This is a genomic window from Armatimonadota bacterium (assembly GCA_037138755.1).
In the GTDB taxonomy this organism is placed as follows: domain Bacteria; phylum Armatimonadota; class Fimbriimonadia; order Fimbriimonadales; family Fimbriimonadaceae; genus Fimbriimonas.
The window spans coordinates 1-19,995 of the sequence record JBAXHT010000001.1 but is presented as its reverse complement, the minus strand read 5'-3'; the positions used below and the strand labels follow the sequence as shown (position 1 = coordinate 19,995).

8 protein-coding genes are annotated in these 19,995 nt (G+C 55.4%); all 8 read left to right on the top strand.

Features of this window, described 5'->3' with window-relative positions; all coding sequences use genetic code 11:
• Positions 1–4: 4 nt before the first annotated feature.
• Positions 5–3,301, top strand: coding sequence for a hypothetical protein (locus WCK51_00040; protein MEI7575255.1), 3,297 nt, complete (start codon positions 5–7; stop codon positions 3,299–3,301).
• Positions 3,298–8,223: a hypothetical protein gene (locus WCK51_00035; protein MEI7575254.1), complete on the top strand. Its 4,926-nt coding sequence runs from the start codon at positions 3,298–3,300 to the stop codon at positions 8,221–8,223. Before WCK51_00040 ends, WCK51_00035 begins: the two co-directional genes overlap by 4 nt.
• A gap of 33 nt (positions 8,224–8,256) precedes the next feature.
• Positions 8,257–15,387 carry a PQQ-binding-like beta-propeller repeat protein gene (locus WCK51_00030; GenBank protein ID MEI7575253.1) on the top strand — a complete coding sequence of 2,377 codons (7,131 nt, stop codon included), beginning with the start codon at positions 8,257–8,259 and terminating at the stop codon, positions 15,385–15,387.
• A gap of 171 nt (positions 15,388–15,558) precedes the next feature.
• The gene (gene pilM, locus WCK51_00025) at positions 15,559–16,896 is read left to right on the top strand and encodes a type IV pilus assembly protein PilM (protein ID MEI7575252.1); all 1,338 of its coding nucleotides are present in this window, start codon (positions 15,559–15,561) and stop codon (positions 16,894–16,896) included.
• Positions 16,897–16,905: 9 nt separating this feature from the next.
• A complete protein-coding gene (locus tag WCK51_00020; GenBank protein MEI7575251.1) occupies positions 16,906–17,760 on the top strand; it encodes a hypothetical protein in 855 nt (284 codons plus the stop codon).
• A 145-nt stretch (positions 17,761–17,905) separates the two neighbouring features.
• On the top strand, positions 17,906–18,580 hold the full coding sequence (locus WCK51_00015) for a hypothetical protein (protein MEI7575250.1): 675 nt from the start codon (positions 17,906–17,908) through the stop codon (positions 18,578–18,580).
• A 5-nt stretch (positions 18,581–18,585) separates the two neighbouring features.
• Complete coding sequence (locus WCK51_00010; GenBank protein ID MEI7575249.1) at positions 18,586–19,260, top strand: hypothetical protein; 675 nt, start codon at positions 18,586–18,588, stop codon at positions 19,258–19,260.
• Positions 19,261–19,321: 61 nt separating this feature from the next.
• The gene (locus tag WCK51_00005) at positions 19,322–19,912 is read left to right on the top strand and encodes a hypothetical protein (protein ID MEI7575248.1); all 591 of its coding nucleotides are present in this window, start codon (positions 19,322–19,324) and stop codon (positions 19,910–19,912) included.
• Positions 19,913–19,995: the final 83 nt, after the last annotated feature.

Below are 19,995 nucleotides of genomic sequence, written 5' to 3'. Positions count from 1 at the left end.
CGCCATGAAACTGATGCAAAGAAATCGACGATCACAACAAGGGCAAACGCTCATCATCGCGTTGCTCATCCTTGGTGTGCTTCTGATTCTCGGCGCGGTTTTCGCGGGAATCTTGAGCCGAACCATCAAGGGAACTCAGCTGAGCAAAACTCGTGGTCAAAGCAACGATTTTGCCGAGTCGGGTGTGCGCTACGCGCACTCACAGCTCGTGAACAGTGAACTCGGTGCCGACTGGCGTGGCCAACCGGAAGTGATCGTGGAAAGCGCAGTGAACTTCACTCGCGATCCAGACATCTACTACCTCCGCCCGGCTTCACCAGCATTCTTGACGCCGAATACCAACCGAGCGGACAAGGGTGGCCCAGATGGTCTGGGTCCTTACTTCCGAGTCCTCTATAGAGGCGGACGCGCGCTCATCCGGGTGCGATACGCTGCAGGCGATGAAAGTAACTTCAGCGCCCAAGCCGAAGGTTATCTTAAGACTCCGGGCATGGCGCACAACTTCCTGGTCATCGAATCCGTCGGTCGCCAAGGCGATGTCAATCCAAACGATCCTTCACTCGCCGGGAATCGTGGCGCGGTCCAGTACGCCGGGTTTGCCTCGCAAGCTGTGATGGTCACCGAAATCGCTCGGATGAGAGAGTACGACGCTAAGGAGATCACCGGTCGAAAGCTCATCGCCTTTGCCCAGATCGGAATCATCGACTACGCTCGATTCATCACCAATAAGCACCGCATCGCCCAGCCGCTGGAACTTGGAATGTCGATCGACTCCGGCGCACGTTACCGCGAAAACATTGCGGGCATTCCCGAAGGTCAAGCCGTCAACGCGCCCATGGGTCACGGCGGCGTCGCCAACGTCCCAGACTTCGGTCTTGGAGGTCCAACGGCAACGGTGTCAGCGGTGAATTTTGGTGGCTCTCTTCGAGCGAACACAGATATCAAGTTCGTTGGAAACACCGAGTTCAGCCTCAATAAATCACTCGGCGAAGGAATCTTCGCCTCTGGAGCCGTCTTTACGGAGAATGGAGCGCAGGTATCGATTCGCAAGTCGGAGTGGAATGTCGGAACAAGCTCGTGGCTCAATACCACGCCAGTTCCGGTGATGGACAGCTATAGCAGCCTCTTCACCACGCTTGGCGGGATCATTCGAGACGGCCAAACCGGAACGGATGCTAACCAGGATGCCCGAAACGTCGGCTACCTAACGTCACCATCGATTCTTGGTTCTGGCGAAGGTGGGGATGCTTCGGCAATCAGCCGCTATGTGAAGATGACCCGAGATTCCGGTCGCATTCAAGGCGGAGCAACCTTCAGCGGGCAGTTTGGACATGGCGAAGGCGTTTATGTCGACAACTTCTCCGACTACCAAACTCCGGTTGATGAAGAAGGACGCCGCACTGCGGGCGGATCGGCATCGCTCGTTCAAGACTGGCTGAATCCTTACGGGGATGGCGTGACATTCCGATCCGGATGGCACGGTCCTTTCTATATTCCGGTTGGTGCAATGGTCCACTTCGATAAGGATGGATTCATCGTCAGCCGCAACGCATTCCCTGATCAAAACGTTAACGAGCGCACATGGCGCAATCCAGATGGTTCCGACACCGGTCTAACCGCAATCAGATACCGCGTTGGCTATGGCACTGACGGGCAGATTCATATCGTCAATCAAGCAACTCCAGGTATTGGGGTTGCGATCAACGGTGTTCTTACTCCTGCGCAGTACATGAACGGATCAGTGTTTAACGGCGTGATGTACTTCGAAGGCAATGTGCGCGTTCGAGGCGTTATCCCGACTGACGTTCAAATCAGCTTAGTCTCTGGTCGAACAATCTATATCGAAGGAAGCCTCCTCAAGGGTGTCCAGGCAAACGACGTGACTTCGGCGACTCCGGCCGTCCTGACCAATGGGCGCCTCAACCGGGCCTCTAAGTCGGCTCTGATGCTGATGGCTAAGGACTACGTTGCCCTGAACCCAACGATGTTCACTGGCCCTTCCAGCGAGCGCAACGCAAGCGTCGCTCTGGCCTCGAGCGGAGTTGGCGGTTATAGCCCGGTTAAGCTCGGTGCTCCAGATGGCGCGACCACACTTCAGCTTGATCTCCCTCTCTCGCCGCTTGACCCCGCCGATGGCGCAACCGTGCTTCCCTACGAAAATCGACTTGCGGCACCGCTCGGTTACTTCGAGTGGAACCCGGCTTCGCCGGCCAACGCAACCGGAACAGGTGCGCGAGAGAACACAAACTTGCTTCTGACCCACGCGCTGGAGTACACGAGTCCTGGACCGTCAAATGCCTTCTTCAACCTCGCGATTAACTCGGGGAACCAGATTGCGGGTGCGTCGCCCTACCAGTTCGTCACCCTCGGATCGCAATCGAATACCGCGCAAATCATCTGGGCTTCGATCAACAACCCAGCTCCAGCTCCGGCATTCGCCCCGATTTACGGCCTGGGTAACGAAGCCTGGCAGCAGTCGCCCAAGTTCGAGACGGTTCAAATTCCATTGATCAACCCAGGCGCGTCGACACCTGATCTGGTTAACAATCGGTTCTCAAATACTTTCAACGGAAACACCTACGAGCTGCTGATGCAGAACACCAACTACCTAGAACTTGGGCTGACCCAGTTCGGTACCCAGGCTAGCGGCAACTACATGCTCGCTCGCTCGGCCGCGGTACCCATGGATGTACGAATCGAAGCGTCGATCTTTGCCGAAGAAGGCTCCTTCTTCGTCATCCCTGGCGACTGGTTTAACACGAATCCCAACGATCGACGAGATGCCTTCGAGCAGCGAGTAGCCACCCTTGGCGGAACGGCCGCCGCTAGAAATCAAGCTGCTCAAGAGCGACTCGAAGCCTTCGGAACCACTCCTTATGCGCCGTTCTATGCTGAACCGGCTGACATCAAGATCAATATTGTTGGCTCGATTGCCGAGAACATGGCTCCGCCAATCGCTCAGCAAGCCGAATGGCAGAAGAAGTGGGGATGGATTCCTACCAAGCAAGCTGGCGTCTTCAATAGTGCGACAGGTGCGAGTCGGTTCATCCCCTTCTCTCACGTGAGCGAGTGGACTAAGGCAGACCCAACCACGAGACCGTTCACCGAGAACCTGATTATCAGCTACGATCCGATGCTGGCAACCGGCCGTGCCGACGGATTCTCGACCAACACGCCGCTCAATGATCCGGTCAATCCGGCGATAAGAACAACTACTCTGAACGGAGTCACCCATCAGCTACCGCCGATGCCGCGCCTCCCCGTCAGCCCAACCCTTGCATTCTTTGGAGAAGTAAAGTGATCAAGCGAATCATCCTCGCCCTTGGTGCCCTAGCAATCGCTGGGGCTTCCGTGGCTCAGCAGAGCTACGCATTGCGGAAAACGGATATCCGTGCCGCCTACTTCCACCTGAACGGGGATCACCTTCCCACGGGCCTGGGTTACTCGGCGACCGCCCCCCACGTTTGGTTTAACGTCGATTCAAATACCGCGCTCAAGCCAGCCGGTTGGAACATCTACAACCCACTTGCGGCTGGAATGTTAACGAACCAGTCCTCGATCTTCTTCTCTGCAATCTACGCAGATACACCGGCAATTCCAGTTGGTGGCGGATTGGAGCTCACCAAGCGCATGGCGGGCTACTGGTGGCTCGACGTTGCTGGTCTGACCGACGAGGAAATGGGTCAGCTAGACGTTGGCTTGCTCCAAGTCACGACTCCGAACCTCCAAGTCACCCCCGGCGATCGAGAGCGGCTTCGCCGATTCGTCGATAAGGGTGGTGTACTATGGATCGACCTCGCTTTCGGTTCGTTCGATCAAGCGAATGGTAGTGTTTTCCCGTTCCGGATCAACTATCCTGGGTCGCCTAACGCTAACCCGCAGTGGGACCTCCAGAGTCCATTGCTACGGTATCCGAACACGCTGACAAACAACGAGATTCAGACATTGGCGACCGGTCCGACCTACGGAACCGAACCAATCTTTCGAGGGAACATTGATCCGGTTGACCTCTCCGTTGAGGGTGCCGCTTCGGTCAGTCCCCTTCTGAACAGCCTTGTCGGTGTGACTGGGGGATACAGCCACCTTAAACCCGTTACCGCGGCGGCTGGAACTCCAACTGCGATGCTCGGACGCATCGGTGATGGCTACGTCGTGGTGACTTCGCGCGGTGCTACCGAAATGGCGAGCAGGACCAGTACGTCCACAAACCGACGCTTCTTTGCCGCCGATCCAAGCGGCCAGCTTGGTCGAACCGGCGCTGCCACTCTCGAGGCTTCGGCGGCCATCAAGTTCGCAGTGAACGTTATTTCCCTCGCCGCGGACTCTTCCCAGAACGGTGGCGGAAGTCGCCGCAACTTTGGTTCCTTTATCGACGTTGGTGCACCACTACTTCAAACCTGGAACGCCATGTACGGCACAGGCTCGACCTACACGGCAGATACGACCAATAACCGTCCGCCGGTCATCTATAAGGGTCTCACCGTCGCCGTCGCAGACAACCGAGTTGTCGTCTTCGACGCAGATCCAAAGAGCGATGCGGACGGCGACGGAAATCCTGATGATGGTCTCGCCGACCTCAGTCTCGGCGAAGATAGGGATCTGGTTTGGGCCAGCAGCGTTTTCCCAGGAAAGATTTCAAGCGCGGTGTGCGCCGAAGTCCCTTCGGCCGCAACTCTTGCCCGTCGTGACCTAGTTCTCGTCACAACTGAGAATGGCCAACTCGCGGTCTTCTCGCTGTTCGACAATAACCGCCGACTGCGAGCGGGAACCGCAATTGCCCCCGACGCACTCTTAACCCCGGGGATTGGCGGTTCGCCATCACTCGTCGCGGGTGAGTGGCCCGTCGCGCCAACCGTGCACGAGGGAGTTGCCTATGTGGCAGACACGGTCAACTCGTCTGGACAAGACGTAGGGCGTATCTGGCAGGTTGATCTGAGAACGTTGACTCCAGTTCAGAGTCCAATCACTTCCAACAACTTCATCTTTGGAGGAACAGCAGCTGCGATCCAAAGAATTTCTGGTTCTCCAACCGTCGGTTACATCCCGATCATGGACAATTCAGGTGGTCTCGATAAGGTCGTCTACGCTCCACTCAAGGAGCAGACGACACCTCAGGCTAACGCTGGGTTCATTTCGGTCTGGGCTGGAGCCAAAGGCGAGCGCCCTTCCTCGGTTTCTGAATCAGGTGGCGTTGTTGCCATCACAACCAGAGCCGCAACTCAAGGTGGATTGCCGATCTACCTTAGCGCAGCTGCCGGCGATCCACTTGGTTTCCGACTCTCAGTCGTCCGAACCGACGGCACCGTTTTGACCGCCGCTCAAATGGCGGCTTTGTTCACCGGAGCTGTGACCCAAAGCAACGGTACAGTTTCACTCACGCTCAACCCGATGGTCACCTGGCCACCGGTTGGAGTTGACCCGGACAACGGCGTGCGTGTGGATTACTCCATCGACTGGGGAGCCGCGTTCCCAAGCCTTACGGCGGGAATCGAGCGCGGTCGGCTCAACTTCCCATCTCCAACTGGCATTCAACGGTCCGTCGTTGGAGGCATCTCGCTCTCGCCAACTGGGACCATTTACGCCACGGTTAGCACGCAGAACTCGGCACCAACATCGTTTTCCGTGAATGACTACAACGGTTCGCTCTTCGCAATCCGCGAAGAAGGCCGTGGTCAGTTCCGTTGCGCCTGGAAGTGGGATCTATATCCACAGCACAGCTTTAGCAACGCAGGGACTTCGACCACGGTTCAGGCGGTTCTTGCCGACAACGACCCTGTCCAAAATCTGACGGTTCCGGCCGGACCTACCACGATTAACCTGAACTTCGTTCTCGGTGGAGGCTATCGACTGGCTACATTCCAAGGAGCTCCGGTGATTCGAAACGGGGAAGTTTATGTTGCGGTGAGCGGTTACAAGAGATCAGTGGGCCCATTTAACGTGCCCGCTGGTGCCTTGCTTTGCTTTAGCGATGATGCATCCACCCGCGAAATACGTGTTGGACGTAGGCTTGGTCAAAACGCCATCGTTGTCCAACCGGATATGGCTCGATCTACCAATCCAAATAATCCGACGACCTTTTCCTCTCTACCTCCGGAACGAGTTCGGGTTGAGAAAGAAGAGGGGCAAGTCGGTGGCATTATCCGACTCGACAACCTCTTCACTGCCCAACGAGGTCAGATCACAGATTCGATCAGTGTTAGCCAACCGATCATCATTCGCCAAGACGGCCAGCAAGACCTGATTGTTGATCCTTCCCAACAAGGAGATCGATGGAATCCGCTTAAGTGGTACACGATCATGCATGGCACGCAGCTGACCAGCACCGCTCTCGGAACCGGAAATACCGTTTTCGTGAGTGGAAAATCTTACCTGCCGACGATTCTCAACGGCATCTTCCCTGGCGATCCGAAGTTCCGCGAGGAAGCAGTCGTTTTTGCTCTGAAGACGGACATCGATCCAGGTCTCGCTAAGCGGCCAAACGACACCGGTACGTTCACAACCGTCGCAGCTAACTTCCAGCCCCAAGAGATCATCGCTGATCAGGCTCGACCCTACCTGCGACAAGTCATCTCGATGGACTATGTGCGAGCCTCAAACGCCTTCAACGCCACAGAGGCTTCGCTCACCAGCATTCGGCCAAGCCAAGTCTTCGTGTGGCCACAGACACCACGGAGCTCGACCAGCGCCGGGCAAATCTCGTTTGAGGACTTCGTCGTCCGCGTCAACCAGTGCGTCCTCAAGACTTCTGGCGCAGTCTCAGGAACATTTGCTCCTAACAGCTTCGGGGTCGTCGCAGGAGACGGCGTACTCGCTGCCTGGAACAACGAACGGATCTACGGATTCAAGCGAGCCAACACTTGGGTTGCAGACGAAGGACGAATCGCTCTGCTTGACCCAAGCGGAAACCCACTGTTCGATTCGAGCAAAGCAATCGTATCCGGAGCTACCGGTGGAAACACCGCCGCAGTCAGCCTGCGACAACTTGGACGCCCAACACGGGTCTACCCGATAGCAGGCTCTAGCGACGTGCTCGTGGTGGATAGTGATAAGGGCCACATTTTCCGAATGAGTCCCTCAGGCGTTGTCGGACGAGTGCTTGAGGGGATTGCCCTTGACACAACTTTTGTACCCAGCGGCTACAAGGCAAACGAGCCGTTGGACTTCTCGAACCCTCGTGACGCATGGACATGGGTGTCCCAAGAGACCCCGACCGGAAGCGGAGGAAACAACCGCTTCTCCAATCCACAAGCTCTTGAATATTGGGTTCACTATCTCGTCGCCGATCAAGGCAACGGTCGTATGGTTGAGGTGGTGGATCGCTACGCTCAAGACGCGGCAACTGGGCGTATCACGAGCCGACTCAGCGAAGGCACACTTCTCTGGCACTCGCCAGCAGAAGTCAGCGGCCAAGGTTGGGGCTACAACAGCTTCACCCGAATTCAGGTCGGCAATCGATTCGCGGTCGTCGCCGGAGTTGGCGGAAAGGCTCCGACCCGACGAGACTCAGGCGAAGCCGGAGGTGGGGTCGGTGATCTCTCCCCAACAAACAGCCGAACATCACAGGTCGGAAACGGCGGCGTGGTGATCTTTGATACAACCTTTGCGGGCGGTTATCGTGTGTTCAGCACGTTCAACACTCCCGCGGTGGATCATACGATGCAATGGGACTTCACGACCGGCACATGGTCAACCAACACGGCAGCAGACATCGTCGCCAGAGAGCGCGTGATGTCGAATCTCCAGTCGGTGACCGCGTCGCTCATTCAAGGAGTCGGCGCACCTGTTTACACGATCATGATCGCGGACTCGACTGGAGTCTACGAGGTTCTGGCCGACACAGCTAACCCCACCGCACTTAACGCGCGTTGGATGCTCCCTTCGTGGGCGTACACCAGCATGCGACGGTCGGCCTCCGCAGCGGGCGTCGTAGCCGCTAACAATCCCATCAAGTTTTTCCCAACATATGCCCGTCGCATCGATGACGACAACGTCATGATCGTCAACGGCTACAACGGAATCACATTAGGGAACGCACCGTTCGATGGAGAAGTCGTACAGGTGGATGGATCCTTCGGCACGGGTGCCGCTGGTGATATCGACAGCCCGGGATTCTCCCTCTTCGCACACAACCTTGGCTTCAACTTCAAGAGTATAAAGCTCTTGTTCGGACCAGTTGAAGGAACCCGAGGACTCTCACTCCCTGTTTTTGCAGATCGACGATAAAGGACCAGCAGCTTGAGGCAAAGCATGCAAACAATGAAAGGACTACTAAGCGTAATCGGACTCACCCTCGCGGTGGGCAGTTTTGGGCAATCCACCACGGACCACCCGAACTTGAAAGGCGGAAACGCCCGAACAGGAACGAACGGCAACGTGGCCGGTTCTAGCCCTGGATATCTTCGCCCAGAAGGTGTGGATACCTCCGGGAACCGCTTGCCATCGGCTCTTCGCTGGTTTACGCCTCTCCAGTCCGCACGAGAAGTTGATTCGCTTCGCCTCAACGAAATCAACCCGTTCAGAACCCGTGTGGATAACACCGACGCCGTCGGTGCCGGTCTGCCTGCAGCAGCAAATCTGGATGAAAACGGGACGAGTATTGGGCCGTATGATCCTCTTCCAAACGGCTTCGTCACCTCAACTGGACTTTGGAACACTCCGAATTCAGATCAAGAGGCGCAGTTTACACAGGACCTATATGTCCGACGTAACCGAAATCTGGCTAACCCTCCAGCCTTCCAGGCAAGAAACTACACCCAGCGATTTCCTTCGCATGTATGGCAGAGCACCACGTCGTCGGCTGCCGGAGTCGGTGGAGATCCGCGCATTGCGGCAGTTCCCGGAAACCTCAGAACCTGGAGCTGGACGTTCCGTCCGATGACCAGCACGCTCGTCGGGACTAACTTTGTTACGGCAGATGACTTTGTGCCAAAGGATTACGCGCTCTACGTGTGGATTCCGCAAGGTCCCGTCAAGAACGGTGTCAATGTCAACGTTTACCAAGCTCGCTATCAGGTGTATGAAATCACTTACGGCTTCGGGCAGAAGTACGTCGACGTGGTCGACACCTGGCGATCCGGTGCAGGTTGGGTCCGACTCGGCAATGGCGGCAACCCAACGAACCAGGTTTTTCCGTACTTGGGGAGGAACCCGCTATTCCCGGCGGTTTACAACGATCTCCGAATCACGCTTTACAACACCATTCCTCGCGATGACACCGACAAGCTGATGGAAGAAGTGACGCTGGCGAAGCCAGATAATCGCTTTGCGGTCCTTGCGGACGCAGCTCAGTTCTCAACTGAAACCAATGGCTACATGGCTACGCCAACCTCGGCTGGTTTTGGAACTGCCGATATACGTGTAACCGGTGCCCTCAACGAGAGACTGGTTGATCCTACGACGATTCCTGCCGTGGGCAACTATAAAACGAAACCGTTCACAGTCGCGAAGGGAGTTCTGACGAGCTACGACTACAACTTCGGAACCGTCCGATGGAAGTACAGTCCTCTGGAAACGAGCTCGCGCACAATTGCGTTTGAAAACACTTCCACTAACTTCGTCGCCACGGGAGGCTACTCAACCCTTACGGATAACCCCAATGCCCGAGGTGGTAGCTATCTTTCGACAACCGCATTCGTACCTCCACCTGGACCGCCACCTTTGCCGGGGGCTACCGAAGCAGTTACAGTTTCTCCTGCTACAGACATTCCCGACGGATCGTACGAGATTCAGATGTATGTTGGTGGCAATCTCACAACTCCGCCAATCTCTTACGCCCAGCAAGCTGAGTATGAGGTCTTTGTTGGTGGTCAGTCGCAAGGGCGATTCACGATCAACCTTGCCGGGCCCGCCGGATATGTTCGTATCGGCGACAAGAGGTACCCGCACTCAAGCACGCTCCCAATCACGGTCGTGATGGAGAACAGGTCCTTGCTTGGAACCGACGCTGGAAAGCTCGTCTATGTTGACCAGTTCCGCTTCATCGGTTCTGCTGCATCAGAATTCAAGTCCACGCCGGTTCACGCCCGAGCATTCATTCGCCTCACACCAGGCGCAGCTCCGGTGGAAACAAACGTCGTCATCGCAGCGGACGAGCAGGGAAGAATTCACTGTCTCGACGCCGCAGGAAACGGCGATGGTACCACGACGTGCTACTGGACATACCCGAGCGAGCGTTCGGCAACCCTTGACCCTAACCTTCAGCAAGGTCAGGACGCCAACGACCCGAATATTCTGGGCACGTTCCAAAAGTTCGACGGTGAAAATGACACTCTTAGCGCAGCCATGCCTGCGAACTTTGACCTCAGCACGGCGGTCGTTCACCGGTTGAATATCACTCAACCCACGACACCAACTCCAACGGTCGTCCAACGCGACTTCCTAGTGATTGGTAGCACCAATGGTCGAGTTTTCAGTATTGCGATGGAAGGACGAGGCGATTTCAACAATGCCACAAACGTCCATGGAACTACGTTCCGAAACTGGACCTATCCAGACACTTTCCCGACAACCCCGGAACAACAATCTCGGCTCGGAGCCATTACTTCGGTCGTGCAGTCAACCGCGACAGTTGGCGGAGTTTCCCGTCCGGTGTTGTTTGTCGGAACCGAGCAAGGTCGAATGTACTGTCTCGATGCCGCTGGCGACTTCAACTACTCTGGCGCCAACGATCTGAAGACATCGGTTCTCTGGCAGTATCCAGCCGAAAACGCCGAGACTCTTGGTGCCATTTCTGGGGCACCGGTTTACGACGCCACAAACAACCGCCTTTTCTTCGGTTCGGAAATGCTGGACGATGAGCCGGGCAAGCTGATGTCGATTAATGTTGATACCGGCCTTCCGCTGTGGATTCGAAACGGGGATACATCAGGAACGTTCGCAAATCCAGCTCCCAAATTTCTCGACTGGAGTTCAGGTATGGCTTACGTCTCCCAAACCGAGCTCACGAGCCTCCCTGGATCGGCAACCGCGCTGACCACTCCGAGCATGCTCTTCGCAATGAACGAGAACGGCAACGTCTATGGGTTTAATGCCGCCAACGGTGCAGTCGAGTGGAGAACAAACGAACTCCAATCCGGCGGAGTGGGTTCGATTATCTATTCGAACATCCGAACTCAAGATGCCTCAACAGGTGCCCTTACCGACTTCCCCGTCATCTTTGTGCCAACCGCAGGTGGTCGTTTCGCGGCCCTCTTCTGCCGACTCGGCGAGGAAACCCGTTTCGGCAACCGAATCGCTTGGGGTTACTCGATGAACGATGCCGTTCACTCGTCGATGACAGTGTCCAATAACTGGCTCTTTGGGGCTTCGGCAAACGGATTCTTGTTTGCTTGGTCAGACTATGTGAATGCGGGGGGCGTCATTGGGGATGGAATCGTTCCTCCGGGCTACGACAATATTCCGGACAACAACCGCGATCCGCTTTACGAAGATTATCGAAACGCCGAATGTGCGTTCCTGAGCCGAGAAGGCTACATCCGACTCCGGAAATCGCTCCCGGGGGGAGCGAAGGGGCTGGAGGCTTACAATACAGTTATTGATAACGCAGCGGCGTACACTTCGCCGTTCGGCAAGGTCCGGGTTCCGTTCCGGAGCACTCATGGTGCGGCATTCGAGTGGGGAGAAACGATCTACCTGGTCGTCTACAACTTCCCAGTCCGAACCACTGATACCCAAGGAAACGATGTTCCACCACCGATTGTGGAAGCGATCGTCACTTCCGAGGGCCGACCTGGTCGTCCAATTGCCGCCGAGGCAAGACTATTTGCCGACAAGACGGAAGTGGACGGAGACGGTGGGTATGCAATCTATCAGATTCCTCTGACGGCGGGAGGAAACACCTCGCAAGTACCGGGACCAGGATCAATCCGAGTTCAGCTTAAAACGAGTGCGACTAATCGAAACGGAACGATGCAGGCGATCAGCCTCAACCCGGCTGTGACAAACATCGCTTATCAAGTAGCAAACCCGCTCGGTATCCGCGTGGCTACTGGCATCACCAACCAGCTTGGTGATACACCGATTACAACCCGCGAAGACGCCCTGGCAAACGGTTCACCTGACGTAACCCTCACAACTCCGGCGACGACCATTAACGGCTCGCGCTTCGGCTCATCTGTGGGCGTGGCGTCGCATGGAACGAGCAAGCGGCTCAACATCGAGATTCTCGATCGAAGTCTTGTCACCCTGCAACGCGGCGAAGGTCGCGGTATCGACGGAGTTCGTGTCGACAGGCGCGACCTGCGATGGCAGGGCGGAACGTCTCAGATTGTCAAGCCGTTCGGCTCACTCCCAGCTTCAATCTCCGGCCTTTTCACCAACTTCGAAGACTTGCCAAATCGGTTCCCGAACGTGAGCCTGGATTACCCAGACGTACGTCGAGAGAACGTCCGCGTTCGAAAGGATCCAAACGGAAACGTCGAAAACCCAGTGTTCAACGGCGTATCCCTCCAAGGTCCTCGTACATCTGCAGGTGCTCTGATCGACGAAGTAACGGCTCCGAACCGAGTGATCAGACCAACCACCTTTGAATTCCAAGTCGAAGTTCCGAAGTATCAGCCTTCAAACGTCGGTGCAAGTTCTATCCCGGATCAGACTGGAAGCACGAGCTGGTTCGCTGGCTACGCGGGACGATTCACTGTCTTTATCGACAGTGACAACAATAACCAGTTCACTGGTTCGTCACGAGAAGCTAACCGCTCGTTCAACCTTGCAGCGGCGGTGGCTCCAGATACCAGAATATCCATCGGAACCCCGAGTGTTGAACTAGGATCGTTGTCGGCTGGCGCTGGTTACGACACCCGATTGAGTTACTCGCCAACCGCGCCGTACCGAACACTCGATATCGCATCGGTCTTCAACCCTTCAGCTCCTGAGTACGCCGACATGTTTAAGCCGTTCGTTGCCTACAACGAAGGAAACGTGAACTTATTGAACGTCCGATTGGCTAAAGGAACTGCGGAAGTGGCAGGAGGATCAATCACCCGCTACTGGCCATGGCAGGTCCTCTCTCTTAGTAACAACGACCAAATCTGGCTCGACTCGGCGACCGACGTCCATACTGACCTCGACACCCGCTTCGCACCCGACCTTGGCGGCACAGGACTCAACTACGTTGTTGTCCAGAAGCCACGAGTTGGAGACAAGCGCGGACGTCAGCTTGAGGTCAACCCAAGCTCGCGCCTCAACCCCAATCTTCCGGCTGCTGGCGGACTCCTCCAGCCGGCATTCCCAACGCTGAAGCGCGACGCAAGAATCGCCGTCACGCCTCCAATCGGAACCCCGGTTGGTCGGTACTCGCAGACAATGCGTTTGACTGAAGACCTCGGTCAACTTGGTATCGGTGGATTCAATGACGAGAGCATCTCGTTTGGTTACACCACTGCAGGAAGTTTGAACATGTTCGAGGCTTACAGCGATCCAACCTTCCAGTTGAGCTTCACGATCAAGGAAACTCAGCTCACCGGAGGAGTTAGCAAGTTCAGCGACAGCATGGTTAGTGGCGCGAACAACGTTGATGCAATCTCGCCAGCTCAATGGTCAGACATTCAGCCAAGCGGTGTTCGACGAACCAACGGAACCTTGATGATGGCGTTCGCTTCCAACCGACCATCCTACTACCCGGCAACTGGCAACCCGAACCCGAACTCTAAGAACTTCGGAGTCTTCCTATCGCGCCTTTCTGGTGCCGATCTGGGAGCCCCTGATGCAAGAGGAGAGGATTCGTGGCTACGTGACCTGAACAAGTTCACCCCGGCGGACCCTGCAAACCGACGCTGGACCGACTTCACCGGAGATATCCCGGCGTCGTTCATCACCAATGCAACCTTCCCCGCCACGCTCACCAACGGTGTGCCTACGGGCGGAGCTTCGATTGGTGGAACAATCGTCCCATCCGAGAATCGAATCTCGTACCCAACGTTCCCGTCGGGTGGAGACAAGACTCTCACCGGAACGGCAATGCGGCGACTTGCGCTTGCGATGGTCGGCGAAACCAAGCGACAAACCGCCTCTGGGCCTGTGACGGATAGCCGCCTGATGGTCTCCGAGGTCGCGCTCGACGGCACGCCGTCGGCACCAGTCGTTCTCGATGCAGATCCAATGATGGCTAAGGGTCGACCCTCGGTAGTTCAAAACGGCAACGCCGCCGCTATTTTCTATGCAGGAACGAGCAACGGAACTTCGAGTATCTATCAAACAACCTACACGCTGGGTGGTGGATTCACAGTTCCTACTCAGCTGCGATTTGGCAAGGGTTTCGAGTCCGTCTCCGATCCATCGGCCGTTCTGCAGCGACGATCGACCGGCGAAACCGACCTCGTTCTCACCTTCTCGGGCAGACTGCGTGGTATCCCTTCGACAGAGGTATTTACAACGAAGTACCAACTGGATCCGGTGACTCTGGCTGTGCAGACAAACGTCCCAACCTATTTCGGTCAGCCGAACACGGCAGGTGGAGCGCTTGTAGAGATGATCACGTTTGACAACAAGCTCAACATCTTCCGCTCTCGCGGAACGAACTGGTCTGGCACCTTCACCTTGCGAAGTGCCGCTGGAGTGTCAGTGTTCGCTGATGCAACCGGAAACCCGACAGATACTCCCGTGGAGACCCTTGACCGAGAAACTGGCACGTTAAGCTACCCAACCATCTTCGGTGGTCGGGTTACGATTGACCCCGCACTTGGTCTGATCAGGTTCACCAGCTCCCAGCTGCCCAAGTCAACCCAAATGGTTCTTAGCTACGTTCCAACGCAGATGAGACTAAGCGGAGTGAGCACATCGGGCTATGGTGCCCCGTCAATGCTCTTCGACGGACGTCTCGGCCCTGGAAACACCCCGATCACACCTGGTCTCTGGTTCACGCCGAGCGGTGCCGTGGAGCCAGTGGGAAGCGTCAACACGCTAGCCGATCGATTCATCCTCACAGCGATTCGCGGTGCGGCGTCAGGAGGACAAACCTCACGACCGATCATGACGAGCTTCCGCTACGGTGTCCGGGTCGGTCGTGCGATTCTCGTGAACAGCAATGGATCCCTCGGGGAAACGGTGACGGTAACTGGCAACAGTGGTTCCTATCAAATTGATGGAGCGGCCGGCCGAATCTACTTCACGCGGCTCGATGACAACCGTATCGTTCGAATCCAAATCGGATCTGGACCCAATGCCATCGACATCACGCGACCAGTCTCCTTGGTCGGTGAAACAGCGGAGGAGTTCGTCCCTATGGAAGGCGGACTCAATGAGGCAAACATGTCTCTGTTCCTTGATCCAATGGGAAGCACAACGAACCGACGTGAACTCATCTGGATGATCTGGTCAAGCATGCGAAAGGGTGCTCCTAGCCTCTTCTTCCAGACCATGGCCCGCAAGATTACGCCCCACGTGCCCTAACCGGCATTTGCCCAACACAAAACGCCCCCAGATTTCACGAATTCTGGGGGCGTTTTGCAGTAACCAGGCCCCACCCATGTACAATCAAATGAAGAACGGTGAATTGTTCGTTGACAACTCTGGCACCAGAGTGATAAGATGAACCGCCCCCGTAGTGGTAGGTGCTAGTTTATGGCAAAAAAGCTCAGTAGCGTGCTTGGAATCGACATCGGAAGTCACAGCATCAAGGTCGCCGAAGTGAAGACTTCGGGCAACAGTGCAACCGTGACCGCAATCGGCGTCGTACCGACCCCAGAAGGAGCCGTCGACTATAGCGGCGTCTACAACAGCGACGAGGTCGGTAAAGCCCTTGCAGAGGCACTAAAGGCTTCTGGTGCATCAAGCAGCTCTGCTGTCGTAACTATCGCCGGGCAACAATCGGTTTTGGTACGTGTGCTCCCGGTCCCTCGCATGGATGTCGAGAAAGAGCTTCAGTCGCACATGGAGTGGGAGATCAGCAAGAACATTCCGTTCGCGGAGACCACGATTCAGTCTGATTACAAAGTCATTGAAGGCGGCGACCCTAACTCGGCGGAGATGGAAGTCGTAATGGCCATGGCTCCACAGTCAGCAATCGACACCATTGTCGACTGTATCAAAAAGGCCGGTAAGAAGCCTTACGCAATTGACGTTGAGCCCATTGGTCTCGGTCGATCTCTGAAGAGTAGCTTTCCTCAATGGGCGGGCGAAAATGGTGTCTGCATCGTTGACATCGGCCACTCGACTACTTCAATCAATATTTACGACCAGGGCAACTTGGTTCTGCCGCGTCCAGTTCCTGGTGGCGGCGAAATGGTCACCCGGGCACTTGCCGATGCAAAGCAGATCGGTGTTCAAGAAGCCGAAGATTACAAAGTCAATCGATTCTCGATCTCAGAGGAGATGGCGGCGAATCAGGGGTTTGCGAACCCGTTCGGTGGAGCGACTCAAGCGTTTGACTCTGGATTTGCGGTGGATGCGTATGCTCCGGTTGATCCGGTTTCCAATGCAACGGCTGCAATGAGTCCGCTCGATGAGCTGGCGATTGATCCGATCACGGGGCTTCCGATTGAGCAGACGTTTGAGGCGGCGGCTCCTACCTACGCAAACGATCCGTTCTCATCCTCTCCTGCTCCTGAGTCAGCTTTTGCTGCAGATAACCTGATGATTCCCGCTGTGGCTCACTCCTCGGATGAAGATTTCGGCGCTGTTCAAGGAATTCTTGAAGATTTAGTGGGAGAACTTCAGCGATCTATCGACTATTACGCCGGCCGTGGGGGTAATGTATCCCGAGTCGTGTTGTGCGGTGGGGGTTCCAAGTTGCGAGGATTGTCTGGCTACTTGAGCAGATCGCTCAACACTTCGGTGGAATTGTACGACGCATTCAACGGTCTCGGCTTCGCCGCGAAGAAGGTTGGGATGGATTACGTCAACGAGTACCGCCAGGACTTCGCCGTCGCTATCGGCAATGGACTGTATATCGCGTATTGAGGGGAATCAGTGAAGCTTAATCTTTTACCAAAGACAGTTGATACTTCCGGCAGGGCGAAGTTCGCTCTGGTTGGTGGAGTGCTCGTGTTCGTCGGTTCACTCCTTGCGTCGTTTGCGATGGCAAAAATTTCAGGTGATCGGCTCGCTTATGCGACCGAAAAGCTAAACGAAATCAAACCAAAGTACGAAGCGGTCGTAAAGGTTGCGACGGAAGCGGACACTATGATGGCGGCTCCGCAGGTTAAGCAGGCCGTTGTTAACACGGGTCTAGCGAAGTCAATGTTGGCTTCAAGCCGACTCTATCCAGACTTTTATGATGGGGTGAAAAGCTATATCCCTGCGTTTTTCAGAATAACGCAAATGTCTGCGACACCCATCGATGATAAGTCGTCGAGTCTTAGATTGACTGGAACCGTTAAGAATGCTCAGGAATACGCAGACTTGATGCTTGGGCTGCTCCGAATACCTGGTGCAACTTCGGTGACTCGAGCAGGATTTCAGGCTGAGGATGTTGTTGTTCCGGCTTTGACTGAGATTGACCAGGTAGGAAAGCGACGAAAGGAGTCAGAGGCGCCGATTCCAGACGATGCTTTCGACCGCTTGCAATACTTCACTGCTCAATCTGTGCCTGCGGGGTATTTGAACTCGGGGAACTTTGGCGTGACTGAGCCCGGGACTGTAAAGACAGTGCGTCCAGGTGAGTCCTTGATTAGTGTCGTGGTCACGGTTCCAAAGGACTTGAGAGTTCCAAATCCTAGGGGGACGATTCAATCTCTCGGTGGTGCGGCTACTTCTGCCACCGCGGCAGGTGCGAAGGTGCCCGCTGCTGGTCAAGCGCCAGTGGCCCCAGGAGGGCAAGACTGACATGCTGAAATCACTCTACGCGCGAACAATTTGGCTGATATTTATTTCGTTTTCATTAATCGTGCTCGCTGCTGGCTTTTTTAAGTTTTGGCAGCCTCAGCAGGAAACCACAAGTAACAAGGTATCAGTTTACAATGCTTATGTCTTGGAAGTGAATAAGGCTAGCGCTGCAGTTAAGAAGAAGAAAGCTGCTGTGGAGGCGATCAAGGCAGCAGAGGCGGCATGGTTGCCGTATGTGGCAACAAAGACGCCGCCGCAGAATGTTCGCGATGGCGGAATCAATGTAAACGTCAACCCTTATCAGCTGTTGCTGGATACCAAGATTTTTCGTGATAGCGTACAGACGGCACTGAATACCCAGCTAAAGAAGGGTGGAGTGAAAGTCATGGTTGGCCCTCGAATCAGCGGTATTACTGATCAAGATGCTCCAAACTCTATCTTGGCGAGCTACTACAATTATCCGTCGGCTCCTTTCCCGGTCGTTATCTATGATCTTGGTCAAGTTACGGTGCAGGGAACTTATGAGCAAATCTTGGAGAATGTGCGGGCTTGGTCATCAATGCCCCAGTACCTGGCGGTGGCTCACAACCTTGCACTTTCAGGAACCGCGCCGAGGTTGACTGGAACGTACGATCTTTCGCTGGTCGGATACATTAGATATGATGGCGTCCACGGTCCTGTTCCGGACAGTGGTGGCGCAGCGGCTGCAGGGGGAGCTGCTCCCGCGGGAGCTGGTGGAGGAGCCTTTGCCGGCTCGCAAAGAGGTGGTAGGCCAAGTGGCGCGGGTGCGCCGACTCCTCCATCTGGAGGAGGGAAGTGAGGGAGATGTTGAAGAAATCTGGTTTTGGCGGGAACTTCTTGGTTCTGGCGTGCATGGTCCTAGTGGTGGGTTGTGCTGATCCAACAAAAGACTTAACGGAACCGACTGCTTCGAGTATCAAGAAGATCGATGCGATCAAGCCGACTGCGCAAGCTGGTATCGACAAAGATGTCAGTAAGTCAATGAATCCTGATCGCCTGAAGGGTCTCATCGCGGCAACCTCAAGGTTCGGCTCGCGGTCAAATCCGTTCGAACTTTCGGCTGATGAGCTGAGATTTGATGAGTTTCAAGCGAGTGAAAAATTTCTTTCGGATGCAGGGCACTTTCCGAACTCTTTCGAACTGCCAGAGGATAAAGCTGAAGAGGTGGTTACCCAAGAGGCACAGCCTTATAGGAGAATTTCTGGAATCGTTATTGGCGATGCAGTCTATGCAATTTTGGAGCAAGACGGGCGATCTACGATTATCCGACCAGGAATGCAAATCCCTGACACTAACTGGTTTGTCGTGTCAATTAATCGCGATGGGGTAACCCTTAGGCGATCTGGTAATGTACTCCCCAACGAAGTCACTGTCAGGCTCGAAGTGGCCCCACCTGGAATGTCGTCCGGAGCCCCTGCTGGCGGAGCGCCGGGCGGTGGTAAATCGTCATCCGGGCCTCTTGGTGGCGACGCCCTGTAAAAGGGAAAGATAAAAAAGAATTACGAAACAAGAACAGATACGTCCAATAACTGAGGAAAACATGAAAACCCGAATGAGGAACATGATGATGATCGCTGCCTTGGCAGCACTGACGATCGGCGGTGTGTCGAGTGCTCACGCGCAAGACAACATCCTTGACAAGGTGATCTCGTCTGCTGAGTACCAGCAGGCAGACATCCGAGAGGCACTGAAAGCCCTTTTCCGACAGGTGGACGCCAACTACAGCATCCTTCCTGAGGTCCAGGGAACAGTTACGATAAACATGAAGAATGCTCGTTTTGAGCTAGTCCTTCAGAATCTGCTGAACCAGGTTAACGCAACATTCCGCTACGAGGCGGGTGTTTTCGTGATCGTTCCACGCCCACCAGAGACCAATGGGCAGCCAGTCGATGTGGAAGGGCCAGGTGTTACTCCACCTGCTCCAAAAATTACGCGAAAGATCTACATTCGGTCTATGGATCCGATGTTGATGGCGATGTTGATCGGTCAGAGCGGTCAAAACTATGGCGGCAGCCCTGAGCCAATGAGCCTATCCCGTCTCGGACAAGGCGGCATGGGCGGCATGGGCGGCGGCATGGGCGGCGGCATGGGCGGCGGTATGATGGGCGGCATGGGCGGCGGCATGGGTTAGATTACAAGTCGGAGTATCCAGATTACAGGTCGGAGTATCGAGATTACAAGTCGGAGTATCGAGATTACAAGTCGGAGTATCGA

Bases quoted from the DNA above. Each gene is read 5' to 3' on its own strand.
- WCK51_00010 (MEI7575249.1), top strand. From the start codon at position 18,586: ATGTTGAAGAAATCTGGTTTTGGCGGGAACTTCTTGGTTCTGGCGTGC.
- WCK51_00040 (MEI7575255.1), top strand. From the start codon at position 5: ATGAAACTGATGCAAAGAAATCGACGATCACAACAAGGGCAAACGCTC.
- WCK51_00030 (MEI7575253.1), top strand. From the start codon at position 8,257: ATGAAAGGACTACTAAGCGTAATCGGACTCACCCTCGCGGTGGGCAGT.
- WCK51_00005 (MEI7575248.1), top strand. From the start codon at position 19,322: ATGAAAACCCGAATGAGGAACATGATGATGATCGCTGCCTTGGCAGCA.
- pilM (MEI7575252.1), top strand. From the start codon at position 15,559: ATGGCAAAAAAGCTCAGTAGCGTGCTTGGAATCGACATCGGAAGTCAC.